Source organism: Parabacteroides faecalis (assembly GCF_022809355.1).
Lineage (GTDB): Bacteria > Bacteroidota > Bacteroidia > Bacteroidales > Tannerellaceae > Parabacteroides > Parabacteroides faecalis.
Map to the genome: position 1 here is coordinate 1 of NZ_JAKZMM010000073.1, position 13854 is coordinate 13854.

A 13854-nucleotide genomic window follows, 5' to 3' on the forward strand; every position below is an offset into this window, starting at 1 on the left:
TTTGCAACACTAAGATAAGTGAAAATTCTGACATGGCAAAATCCTGGGCAACTTTTTGTTGCTCAGGAACTTATAAATAAAGTTAAATTATAGTGTTGCGGAATTAAGGATAAATAAAACAAACCCTTTAAATCTAAATTCATATGTCAAATCATATCATGAAAATACATTTATGGTTAATTGCATGTTTACTCCTATTGATAAACCCGACACATGCGCAGGAATCAGCAGTTTCCCCTAGCGGAGAAACTTTTCGCTGGGATTCTTCCCTCACTCTTCCCGACATCAACGGAAAGCCTCATCCCGGATTGGCTGGAGCTTTTTCCGGATGTATCGGCGATTTTCTGTTCATTGCCGGCGGAGCAAACTTTCCGGATGCCACTCCTTGGAATGGAGGTACGAAAACATGGTGGAATACGCTCTACTATAAGAATCTCAACGATACCTCATCTGCCTGGAAAGAAATAAAAGAAGCCTTGCCGTCTGCACGGGCATACGGTGTATCCATTCCGTTGACAGATGGCATTTTATGTATCGGCGGATGCGATGCCAAGCAATGTTATAGCGAAGTTTTCGCCATCCAGATGCACAACGGGAAAGTCGAAATAGATAAGAACTGGCCGAAATTGCCTGTTCCGCTAGCGAACATGACCGGAGCCAAACTGGGAAACAAAATCTTTCTGGCCGGCGGACAAGAACAAATGAAACCGGAAGCGGCTACTTCGCATTTCTTCATGCTCGATCTGTCTCAGCCGGAAAAAGGATGGCAAACCTTGGAATCCTGGCCGGGAAAAGCACGGGGCTATGCCGTCAGTGCCGTACAGAATAATGGTTCAGACGACTGTTTCTATCTGTTCAGCGGGCGGAATTATCAACCGGACGGAGCAATGGAAGTACTGACCGACGGATTCGTTTACAATCCCCGCCTCAAACAATGGAAAAAGTTGTCAGGTGAATTTCCGGTGATGGCAGGAACTGCTCTTGCCGTCGGCAGTCATCATATCCTTTTCCTGGGTGGCGTTGAAAAACTGATACCAGGTTCGGATACACATCCGGGGTTCAGTCATCAGGTTTTAGCCTACCATACAATCACGAATACGCAGAACACAACAGCCATCTCTGAAGTTCCAATTGCAGTTACTACCAACCTTGTATCACACGGAAAAACCCATTATATCACCAGTGGAGAAATCAAACCGGGTGTCCGTACACCTGCTATTCTCCGGTTTGAAGTCTGCCCCAACATAACGGCTCATTCTCTTCGTGCCACCGTACCGGTTTTAGCCGGAGAAGCGGTGAATCCGGTCGGATATATACAGATTATCCAGACTCCGGGAGAGAAAACGCGCCTGACAAGCCTTGCGTATGACTTATCAGGTACGACAGATTTGCGTGACATCGAACAGATATCATTATATGCCTGTCAGAAAAACGGACGGATTAAGCCTGCTGATTTGATCGCCTTTTCGGAGGTTTCGTCTCCAACCGGAACTTTCCGATTGAATATTCCCTTAGAAGCAGATACAAGCTATTATGGACTGGCCGTCCGACTGAAGAAAGAAACCTCTTTACAGCATCGGGTGTTGGTCAACTGTCCGGAAATTACAATCAATGGAAAGACATATCCCGTCCAAGGCTCTTTCCAAGAAGGATTGCGTACGGGCATTGCCCTTCGGAAACACCGACAAGACGGCGTACATACCAGTCGTATTCCAGGATTGATCACCTCTAAAGCCGGAACACTTCTGGCCATCTACGATGCCCGTTGGGAATCCGGACGGGATTTGCAAGGAGATATCGACATTGCCCTGAACCGAAGTGAAGACGGCGGGCAAACATGGCAACCCATGCAACGGATACTCGACCAACATGAATGGGGCAGACTTCCGGAAAAATACAACGGAGTGAGTGATGCCTGCATCCTGTTGGATGAGCATACCGGCGATTTATATGTAGCCGGCTTGTGGATGCATGGTGTTTTAGACCGTAATACCGGGAAATGGGTAGAAGGACTGACGCAAGACAGTACGCGCTGGATTCATCAGTGGCAGGCGAAAGGTTCACAACCAGGTTTGGAAGTCAAAGAAACATCCCAGTTCCTGATTACGAAAAGTACAGACGACGGGAAAACCTGGAGCGAGCCTGTCAACATCACCGCTGCCACCAAGAAACCGGAATGGTGGTTGTTTGCACCAGCACCGGGACACGGCATTACCTTGAAAGACGGAACATTGGTTTTCCCTACGCAAGGACGAGACAAGAACGGTCTTCCTTTCTCCAATATCACGTACAGTCAGGATGGAGGGAAAACCTGGAAAACCAGTAATCCGGCTTATTCCAATACAACCGAGTGCATGGCTGTCCAACTTGAAAACGGAGATATCATGCTCAATATGCGCGATAACCGGAATCACGGAGTCATCTCGCCCAACGGACGGAGAATCTGCACCACATCCGATTTAGGTAAGACCTGGAAAGAACACCCGACGTCGCACGCTGTGCTTACGGAACCGACCTGCATGGCTTCTATCCACAAGCATCATTATATAAAAGACGGGAAACCAAAGTCCGTTTTAGTCTTTATGAATCCCAATTCATACAACGCGCGCAACCGGCTGACCGTTAAATTCAGCTTTGACGACGGCCAAACCTGGCCCGAAAAGTACTGGATCTTACTGGACGAATGGGGCGGAGCCGGATATTCCTGCATCACATCGATCGACGAACAAACCCTAGGTGTCGTCTATGAAGGCAGCGGAGCAAACCTCATCTTCCAACAGCTTGATGTGAGAGATATTTGCAGATAAAGGGAAATAAAAATTTGTATATACACGTATAAGTATTATTTTTGCGCCTCAAACGATCGATTCATTATATAAAATTAAGTATATGCATTGCCATACCCAGTTATGCATAGATTATTCCCGCTTTGAAAACGAATGATATAGGATATTGGTATGAACGGTATGCAGATGAGCTATTCGCCTATGGAATAGCTTTCTGCATAGACCGTGAAATTGTACTCGACGCTATACAGGATGTTTTCTTACATTTATATGAGAATCAGTCTAAAATACAAGATCCGAACAATGTTAAGTTCTATCTATTCACCTCGCTCAAGAACAGAATCATATCCATCCTGCGGAAAGAATCCCAGTTTCAGGAACTGACCGATGAATATCAGTTTGAACTTTGTGCAGATGCCCAGGAACTGACATTGGAATCAGAAGAAAAAGCTCAGTATGAAAATTTGCTCAACCAACTACTTTCTTTGCTGACCAGTAAGCAAAGAGAAGCTATTTATCTGCACTATATGCAAAACCTTTCCTATGAAGATGTGGCACAAATACTGAATATCACTCCAAAAAGCACACGCAAATTAATCTATAGAGCTATCCAAAAGATGCAGGAAGGATTACCAATTTATTTTGTCCTGCTATTACTTCTTATATCTTATAAATACAGCCATTAAAAGTATACGGGCAAAAGAAAGATAATATTTTACATTTATTAATATTTCAAATGGGGCCATTAGGAGTAAATGTCCGTCTTTTTGAAAAAGAAAATAAAATGAGACAAAATATTATCAGAAAGACAGAAGACGAGCTTATCCATGATAAGACTTTTATCCTGTGGTGTTTATTCCCAACCCAGGAACTGAATGAGTTTTATCAGGACTATCTCAAGCTTTATCCAGAAGATGAAGCGCTGCTACTTTCTGCCAGAAATAAAGTCAGAAAACTAAGACTTAGTACACGAGGAACTGCGATGACTTCTATCGAACACGATGTTCTGAAAAACAGAATCCAGCAAGGAATCGCCAAGAGACAAAAAAGACAACTGTTCCTTCGTATCTCCTATCTTGCAGCCGCTTGTATTCTGTTACTCATTCTGGTGAACCTATTCCAACAAGCAGGTATCTCTGAAAATGAAATGGAGACGATGCCACTGACTGCAGAAAGTCTGCAATTGGACCAGCAACAAACAGAAGTTGAATTACAACTGGCCAATGAACAGACCATGCAAGTTCCTAACAATACAGAAATACGGGTTGACGCTAAAGGACAAATTCAGATTGAGAATAAAGCTATCCATTCGATTGCCCAGGCCACGCCTTCTGTTGCTGTGTCTCAAGAGAACACATTACGCGTTCCTCGTGGACGACGTTCCTTTCTGATATTACCAGACAGTTCCAAAGTCTGGGTCAATGCCGGAACCATCCTGCGTTTCCCTCAACAATTCCAGACAGATAACCGAACAATCCATGTAAATGGAGAAATCTATCTGGAAGTCAAAAAAGATCCGACACGTCCGTTCTTTGTCAAAACCTCCCAAATGGATATCCGGGTTTTAGGAACGTCATTTTGTGTAACAGCCTATCAGGAAGAAGAAGCTCAATCGGTTGTATTGAAAGAAGGTCTTGTGGCTGTCAATGACAGAAACGGAACCGAACAAAAGATTACACCAGACGAGATGCTGGTTCTCAGTCAAGACCAAATGACCGTCAAAGAGGTTGATCCATATAATTATATCTCCTGGATTGACGGTATTCTTCAATTCAAAGAACGTAATTTAGGACAAATTCTAGACCAATTATCCCGATATTATCGAATCACATTCAATTGCCCGGAAGAACTTGAATCCTTCAAATGCTCCGGGAAGCTGGTCTTATTCGATGATATCCATCAAGTGCTAAATACACTAAAGACTTCCCTTCCCATTTCCTACCAGGAAAAGGATGAAGTCATAGATATTTATCCTACTCAAGAATAGAAAAGAAAGTGTTAACAATTTAATATCACGAGAAAAGTATTAAAAATGGAACCTACGTTTAAAAGTAAAATTTGTGCCGTATGCTCAGCTGGATTATTGCTCGCTGCCAATACACCTGCTTGGGCCGATTCATCTTACAGTGAATCCCAACGTTTCTCTCTACAACTAACGAATGTGAGAATTTCAGATGTGTTAACCTCTGTAGAGAAAAGGAGTGAATATGTTTTCTTCTATTCGGATCTCATCCGTGAAGAACTAGACAAGAACGTTAGCGTTGATGCGAAAGCTGAAACGATTTATCAAATTTTGTCGGAAGTGTTTCAAAACACAGATCTGACATTTGTGATAAACGACCGGCAGATTATCATCAAACACAAAAACGAAGTACAACAAGCTCCGAAAGGTATTACCATCAACGGAACAGTCAGAGACGCTCAACAGAATCCGCTGATTGGTGTCAATGTCATCATCAAAGGAACGACTATCGGAACAACCACCGATATGAACGGTAACTATTTCTTGGAAGTTCCCAATAAAAATGCAGTCTTGACGTTCAGCTACATCGGTTTTGAAAGTCAGGAAGTCAAAGTCGGTAGCCAAATTAACATCAACGTTAACCTCGAAGAAGAATCCAACAACCTTGAAGAAGTTGTCGTTGTCGGTTACGGATCTCAAAAGAAAGTATCAGTTGTCGGTTCTATCACAGCCGTCGAGCCCAAGCAATTACAACAAGGCACCAATAGAGCTCTATCCAATAACCTGGCCGGACAATTAGCCGGTGTTATTGCGGTACAACGTAATGGAGCACCGGGTTCTGATGGATCTGATTTCTGGATTCGAGGTATTTCTTCTTTCCAAGGAACAGGTGTTAGTCCATTAGTTTTAGTAGATGGTATCGAAAGAACCCTAGATGATCTGTCTCCTGCAGAAATTGAGTCATTCTCTGTATTGAAAGATGCCGCAGCCAGTGCTGTTTATGGTGTAAGAGGAGCCAATGGTGTCATCTTGGTAAAGACCAAACGAGGACAATTAGGAAAGCCCAAAGTCAATGTTCATTTTGAAGAAGGATTTACATCTCCAACCAATCTTCCCGAATACATCGGATCTGTTGATTACCTCAACCTAATGAACGAATTATATATGGATGCTGGTAATCCGAATCCTATATATTCTCAGGAAATGATAGAGAATTACAAGAAGGGAACTGATCCGGAACTTTACCCGGATGTAAACTGGCTGGATGCTATTCGGAAAAATACAGCTTCTAATACCCGAGGTGATGTCACGGTTACCGGTGGTAGCGACATTCTTCGTTATGCATTAGTCGCTTCTTATTACGGAGAAAGAGGTTTATTGGTTACCGATGATACAAAAGCTTGGGATTCTTCTACTAGATTGAATAAATATAACTTGCGATCAAACGTTGATATCAACGTCACCAAAACAACGGTTTTAGGTGTGAGTGTCGGCGGATATTTACAAGAAATGAACGGCCCATCAACTCCTGATGGAGATATTTGGTCATATGCATTTGAAACACCGCCTTTTGTACATCCTATCCAATATTCAGGAGGTCGCGATGTTCGTGTACAGCAACGCCAAAATCCTTGGGCATTATTAACGCAACATGGATATAAAACGACTTCACAATCCAAAGTGGAATCAACCTTCTCGCTTGAACAGGATTTGAAATTTATCACACCTGGATTAAAATTCAAAGGAACGTTCTCATTCGACCGCTATTCTGCATCTTACGTTACTCGATCACGTACTCCGACTTACTATAATCCGGCATCAGGACGCGATGAAGAAGGTGAATTAATCCTGTCTGTCGGAACTGATGGACAAGAGTTCCTTGACACTTCCAATAGTGCAGACTGGGGTAATAAAGCGACCTATTTGGAAGGTAATATCACGTATGATCGCACTTTCAATGAGAAACATGCCATTAATGCCATGTTCTTATATAACCAGCGTGATTATAATGATGGTAATATCGTACCATTCCGTCGTATGGGATGGGCCGGACGAGCTTCTTATACCTATGACAACCGGTATATTGCCGAGTTTAACTTTGGTTATAATGGTTCTGAAAACTTTACTAAGGGACACCGTTTTGGATTTTTCCCATCAGTAGCTCTCGGTTATTTACTGTCAGAAGAAAAATTCATGGAGAAATATAAAGATACATTCTCTAAAATCAAGTTCAGAGCCTCTTGGGGTTTAACAGGTAATGATCAGTTAAGCGGACGACGTTTTGCCTTTTTGCCTACCATCGACACAGATGGCAGTTACAAATGGGGTATCAATAATGACTATAACCGTTCTTCACGCTTTGAAGGTGAAGTTGCAGTAAATGATCTGACTTGGGAAACCGTTGAAAAACTCAACGTCGGTACGGAACTTGGACTTTGGAATGCTTTGGATTTACAAGTAGATTGGTTCAAGGAACAACGTCGTGACATCTTTATGCAACGACAAAACATTCCTTCGGCAGCCGGATTCCGAAAAACACCGTGGGCGAATTTCGGTAAAGTAAATAACCAGGGCGTTGATCTCTCTTTAACTTTCAACAAAGCCATTAATAAGGATGTTAATATCGGATTCAGAGGAACATTTACCTATGCACATAACACCATCATCGAACAGGATGAAGCATTAGGTGTAATCGGAACAAACCGCCAGCGTACAGGACACAGTGTAAACGAATTATTCGGTCTGGTAGCCGAAGGTTTATTTACAGAAGACGACTTTACTACCAACGAAAAAGGTGAACAAGTATTGAAAGAAGGCATTCCTGCTCATACATTCAGCACAGTTCGTCCAGGTGATATCCGCTATAAAGACCTCAATGGTGACGGAGCTGTCAACTCAATGGATGAAACAGCCATGGGAGGTACAACAAATCCTGAAATTGTTTACGGATTCGGAGGAACGGCCCGTTACAAAAATGTTGATTTCAACATCTTCTTCCAAGGGAATGGTAGAACATACCGATTTATCGGAGGTGTAGCCGGTCATTTCTTGCCAGGATCATCTATGGGAGCTATGGGTAATGTATTGACAAACTATAACGATCGTTGGACAGAAGAAAACCCGAGTCAGGATGTCTTTTATCCACGTTTAAGTTGGGGTACAAACTCAAACAATAGTCAAAGCTCAACCTGGTGGCTGCGAAATATGAGTATGTTACGAATGAAAGATATAGAGATCGGCTACTCTTTCCCAAAACGTTGGGTGACTACCATCGGCTTGTCGAATGTTCGTCTATACGCAAAGGGGTCTAATTTATTGACCTTCTCGGCATTCGATTTATGGGATCCGGAGTTAGACACCAGTAACGGTGCCAAATATCCGATTATGAAATCCTTCTCAGTCGGTCTCGATGTTAATTTCTAATTTAATCTACCAACTATATTAAAATCATGAAAAAGTTAAACTACATATTCTTATTCTGTTTCAGTTTACTATTTACAAACTGTCAAGATTTTATTGATAATGCGCCAGATGATACATTAACCATGGAAATGGTTTTCAACGACAAAACACGTATGGAAGACTGGTTGTCGGGTGTATATAATAAGATTCCGGATCCATACTGGGGACTTATGAAAGATTACGGTTATGATCTTTTAGGTGATGACTTGGATCCTTCTCAACGTTGGGAACAATTCTGGGGTGATGGCGCTTTAAAATACCGTACAGGTCAATGGTATACCAACTCTTCCTGGAGTGGTGATTTATGGGCTGGTGCTCCAATCCGAATTCGTTCGGCTTATCAATTCATTGAAAATGCTCATGCCTTACCCAATCAGGGAGTAACAGAAAGCGACATCGAAATGATGAAAAATGAATGCCGGTTCTTAATTGCCTATTATTATTGGCTTATGATAGAGGCCTATGGAAGTGTACCATTCTTTGATGGATTAGCCAATGTAAATGATGATAACCTGATGCGTGGCCAGGAACCTTTCGATTCGATGGTTGATTGGATCGACACGCAACTGGTTGATCTCTCAAAAAAACTACCTGAGAGTTGGTTGAACAAATCCACTCAGTTCTATGGTCGCGCTACATCAATCATGTGTCTGGCTGTTCGTGCTCGTATGTTACTTTTCGCTGCCAGTCCATTGGTAAATGGAAATGAGTGGTATAAAGGCTTCAAGAATTATGACGGACGGGAACGTTTTGCCCAATCGTATGATGCCAATAAATGGAAACGAGCAGCTACTGCCTGTAAAGAGCTGATAGATGCCGCTCATGCTGCCGGTCATGATCTGATACGCGAATACAATGCCGATGGTTCAATCGATCCGTTCATGTCTTGTTACAATGTATTTTTCCTGAGAGGTGATTTAAATAAAGAGGCTTTATTCTGCCGGGCAGATTGTGGATTTACTGATTACGAAAACCACTCTACACCAAGAGGAGCTTCCGGCAACGGTGGATTAGGTATTACTCAAACGCTGGTTGATGCCTTCTACATGAAAGATGGTTCTATTCCTATTTCTTCTTATAAAGGAAATTACGGAACACCGAATATAAATACAGAATCTGGATATACAGAAAGAGGTTTCTCAGCACAGAAAGATATCCGAAAGACCAAATACAATCTGTACAGAGGATGCCCCAATGCAACAGTTGATTCTGTCGGTGCCGACGGATGTACTTACAATCAGGTAGCTGCAGCTGGTACTTATAATATGTATGTAAACCGTGAACCTCGTTTCTATCTGACCGTAATGTGGAACCGCCAATGGTATCATCAGGCTGATCGTGAAACTCAGTTCATGTCGAACGAGCCAGACGGTGGTCCGACTCATGACGCACCTCAAAGTGGTTATCTGAACAGGAAAAAAGTATCTCTTGAGCAAAAGAGTAGAGATGGCATTCATCCGTATCGTCCGGGAATTTTATATCGCCTGGGTGAAGCCTATCTGAATTATGCCGAGGCATTGAATGAATGTGATCCCGGAAATCCGGATATCCTGAAATATCTGAATCTGATCCGCGAGCGTGCCGGTGTTCCTCAATACGGTACCGGAACAGACAGCAACGGCTTCAAGATGATCACATTGAATGGACAAGATGAAGTACGTCAGGCCATCTATCGGGAAAGACGTGTAGAATTGTGCTGCGAAGATGGTATCCGTTATTTCGACCTTCGCCGTTGGAAAAAAGCAGAAGATGTATTAGATCAACCTATGTACGGTATGAATTTCTCCGGCACAAAGTTATCAGACGACCCGAACGATCAGAACGCTTATTTTAAGCGCACACAATATCTTGTTCGTAAATATGAACGTAAATATTACTGGTGGCCTGTACATCAAACAGAAGTTGATAAAGACCCAACAATTGTTCAGGCTCCTTTCTGGAATGAAGAATAAAACTTGAAGCTGGAAAAACATAGGCAGCAATTCTTGAAAAGATAGGCAGGAAATCATAAAAAGCCGGCGTCTTTTCAGAAAAAAGTCCTATGATTCGGAGGGAATAACGAAGAGAATCCGAGTCATAGGACTTTCTGTTTTCAGGATTATGGTACAACCGGACTACCGTATCGATCGAGGTCGCAGTATCGGGTACGACAGACGATAGTTCCACTTCCCGAAAAGTTCAAAAAGTTCAAAAAGTTCAAAAAGTTCACTGTGCCCTCACTGGAATTATCCGACACCAGAGAGAGATTTCGACGTGGAAACGTTCCTTTTCTGGTATTTCCCGTGAGAGACACGAATCAGTACACCATTCTCCAGCCAGATCTTCCGACGGCGCATGGCAGTACTCCGACTGATCTGCAAACGGGAAGCTGCTTGTTCAAAATCTTCGGCAGAGAAATCGTCCGGAAGCGATTCAAACAGCTGTTCCGTTTTCAAATCGTCGAGCTTGACTTCGGCAGTCTCGTTCTTACGCAACGGAGCAATCATACAAGCTGCCGTATAAACCAGATACGGAATCCAGCTAACAACCAAGCGTGCTACCGAAAGCGGACAATCCACCTGCCGCGGTCTCTCTTCCGTATAACCGGCATACGGAAGATTCTCTTCGCAAGCCTGCATGAAAGTGAGCAAAGCACACAGCTGCATCGCCTTCTTGCGCATTCGCCGGATATACGACAAGAAAGACGGATTCGCATAACAGGCATACCGGTTACATAGATCTTCCAGCAAATCTTCGATCAGATCCATTACCGGAGCAGAAAACAAGATATCCATGTGCTGATTTTCGCAATTCACCTTGAAAGTCCGGATACGTCCTTCCATGGCGTCCCAAAACGCACGGTCCATGCGCTTTCCCATCCGTAACCGCTTATAGGCCGGATTATAATCAAGCACCGCATACAGAAAACGATGCGACAGGCCATCTTCCTGATTATCGATAAATTGCTGAAAAGCGCCCGGTGTTCCGGCATAGAGATCGACCATGCGGGCATTATCCACACAGATGAAACCACCGTCTTTGTAATCAAGGCTCATCCGTCCTCCTTCCAGTCCGGCACGCAAGTTACTGCGTGAAACCCCATATTCGCGTTTTGTATTCTCGCATACCGTTCCGATCTCTTCGGTAAAACGAAGGGTTGTATAAGGCTGGTTTATCAGTAATCGGCGTACAAACTGCGACTCGGAAGTACTCATCGACGTCTGCAGGAATTTGTTTTCGGGAACCAGCGGGCGTTCTTCCCATCCACCTTCCACTTCTTCCTTCAGCTTGCGGATAGCTTCCTGCCGGGCTTCCCACTCTTTCAATCGGCTTCTGGCAGGAATGATCTCGTTCGCTTCGAAGTCTCTGGCTACCGCTTTGGCAAACAAGCGATGAATATCAGCTGCCACTTTGATGCGTCCTTTGCCGGAAGTCGATTCACCAACCCAAATACAACTGATAGGCAGATAACACTCGTCTTCTTCCATAAAATGCACATCAATCGGCATGGCTGAATAGACCGACAGACCTGCCAGCAACATAGCCCATTGTACATCGGCCGACTGGCTCTCGTCGATCGCATCCTGCAACAAACGAGGCAACTGTTCGCGGAACGACTCGACCAAAGGCCGTTCACAGGCGACCGCTTGCATGTAAGTTTCAGCGTCGGGGGCACTGTGAACTTTTTGAACCTTTTGAACTTTTTGAACTTTTGCGTCCTCTTTTTTCTCCGGGTTTTTCCGGTTCACACCAAAATCAACCGCATACCGACGATACACGTCCCGAATGGTCGAAACGATTTCTCGTTCACCAAATCCAGCCTGCGCATATCGTCCCACCAATACCGGAATCACCTTTTCTTCCGGAAAACCTTTCCGATTCATACAGGAAGCCAGCGAAACCAGCGCGCTGTGCCGGTTTCCTTCCGAGAGATTCAGATTAGCTTCAGCTACTGCCACATAACGAGCCACTTCATCCGACGCTGCCAACGAAGTCATGGCAGCAGAAGAACCACCCGAAAGCAATGCTTCAGCCTGAAACGGTTCGGCATCATCCCGGACACGCAGATCCGGATCATGCGCCAGAACCATCAGACGGGAAAAGTTATTACACTGGCGGTCAAATGGATATCCGGCAATAGATTCAAGTTGCGATCCGATTGCTGCATATACCGATTTAAAATTATCATCCGTTATCCCCTCAACCCGGGCAAAAGCGTGTACACCGCTACCACTCAGGCTTTTGGACACCAAGCAGATCGAAGGATGCGTAACGATGCGTCCCACCAACGCCCCTAAATCACCTTCGATATGATCCCAATCAAACATCATGACACCCGTGGAATACGTATGCAGATCGCCGTTCTTCCGTCCTGCCTTAAAATAAGCATTGGGAGTCACGGCATAGACCTCCGAGCGTTTGATCCGCTCATATCCAGTTAAGTCGTCTGCTTGTAAACAAGCACGCGCCTTCTGTGTCATTTCCTCCAAATAAACATGTCGGGCCATATAGTTCGTCAGCTCACCGAACGTCATATCGCCCGCTTTTATTCCCTCCTTACAAGAAGGGAACAAGCTAAATCGTCGTAGTAACATTCTTCTATTGGCATTAAATTTTAGTAACCGTCACTGCCACTTCCTACTGCGACCACAGGAAACAGCCTATCGGGTTTGTGTTAAACAAAAATTCTGATTATCTGAAAGAAATGAAATAACAAAAGAAATGTCTCCTCGTCTTTTTCATGAGTATTTTCCCGGCCAAACGTATCTTTTTCCATACAAATTCAGTCAAGGTTAGCGCGCCTATCATGCATAAACGTATCCCCTATTCCAGCGTTTTTCTATCTTTTAGATTCATCATGACTTCCAGAACCACGTTTGATGATTCCAAAAGCCGGATGCCTTACGATTTAAGGCATTTCAAAGGTAGTAAACAAAAATTATATTAACAAAGATCTACAAGAAAAACTTTACAAAAAACACAAAACCACCGGTTATCAGAGATTTTACGCGCCCTGCACCGATGGTTCTGTGTTGAAAAATTATCCAACAACGCAGTTATTTTCCTACTGCCTTCCGATAAGGAGCTCCAAATTCCTTACACGAGATCTCGTCGATATCCACCCGCCAGATCTTGACATTCAAGACTGCCGGACGACCATAAGTAAATGGGCGGTCGGTGTATTGCTTCATCAGGATATCGAGAGCTTCCACTTTCTTGTCGTAGTCTTCCTCAAAGACAACATTTCCCCAACAGATAACACTGCTGGCCCGCATCCGGTAACTGCAAGCCACTTCCACATTCTGATAAGCCAGTTCCGTTGTCGGACAAAAAGAAATACAAACACGCGGATTCCGATTCAAGATCGAAATGCTTCTGCCTTCCTGAGCCGAATGCAAATAAAGCGAACCGTCTTTGTAGCCAAAATTCATCGGGATCACATAGGGCGTTCCATCTGTATCCGCCATCCCTACAAAACAAATACTACATTGTTTCAATACAGATTCAATCTGCTCGTTGTCAACATGTACCAGTGTCTTCATATACTATCGATTAATCACACAATCTTTCATAATAAGGCAAACGATTCAGCGGAACATCGATTGTGATCGACTTTCCCCCTTTGTGAATCTTTCCCAAGTCATCCTTCCATCGTCCTTTCGG

The 13854-nt window shown here is 43.8% G+C and carries 7 protein-coding genes and 1 pseudogene; 6 read left to right on the plus strand and 2 right to left on the minus strand.

Annotation, left to right across the window (positions count from 1 at the left end):
• Positions 1-158: 158 nt before the first annotated feature.
• The 6 genes and pseudogenes from MUN53_RS18420 to MUN53_RS17250 form a co-directional block, all read left to right on the plus strand.
• Positions 159-1019 (plus strand): annotated as a pseudogene (locus tag MUN53_RS18420) (sodium:solute symporter); the annotation flags it as partial.
• 198 nt (positions 1020-1217) lie between these two features.
• Positions 1218-2807 (plus strand): exo-alpha-sialidase, encoded by a 1590-nt coding sequence (locus MUN53_RS17230; protein WP_243326633.1) that lies wholly within the window; start codon positions 1218-1220, stop codon positions 2805-2807.
• Positions 2808-2929: 122 nt separating this feature from the next.
• The gene (locus MUN53_RS17235) at positions 2930-3472 is read left to right on the plus strand and encodes an RNA polymerase sigma factor (protein ID WP_243326628.1); all 543 of its coding nucleotides are present in this window, start codon (positions 2930-2932) and stop codon (positions 3470-3472) included.
• 98 nt (positions 3473-3570) lie between these two features.
• The gene (locus MUN53_RS17240; RefSeq protein ID WP_243326629.1) at positions 3571-4773 is read left to right on the plus strand and encodes a FecR family protein; all 1203 of its coding nucleotides are present in this window, start codon (positions 3571-3573) and stop codon (positions 4771-4773) included.
• 45 nt (positions 4774-4818) lie between these two features.
• Positions 4819-8172: a TonB-dependent receptor gene (locus MUN53_RS17245; protein WP_243326630.1), complete on the plus strand. Its 3354-nt coding sequence runs from the start codon at positions 4819-4821 to the stop codon at positions 8170-8172.
• 26 nt (positions 8173-8198) lie between these two features.
• On the plus strand, positions 8199-10163 hold the full coding sequence (locus MUN53_RS17250) for a RagB/SusD family nutrient uptake outer membrane protein (protein ID WP_243326631.1): 1965 nt from the start codon (positions 8199-8201) through the stop codon (positions 10161-10163).
• A gap of 273 nt (positions 10164-10436) precedes the next feature.
• On the opposite strand, the gene MUN53_RS17255 is transcribed toward MUN53_RS17250, so the two are convergent.
• A complete protein-coding gene (locus MUN53_RS17255) occupies positions 10437-12785 on the minus strand; it encodes a DUF3987 domain-containing protein (RefSeq protein WP_243326632.1) in 2349 nt (782 codons plus the stop codon).
• A gap of 462 nt (positions 12786-13247) precedes the next feature.
• Positions 13248-13733: a pyridoxamine 5'-phosphate oxidase family protein gene (locus MUN53_RS17260; protein WP_022454679.1), complete on the minus strand. Its 486-nt coding sequence runs from the start codon at positions 13731-13733 to the stop codon at positions 13248-13250.
• Positions 13734-13854: the final 121 nt, after the last annotated feature.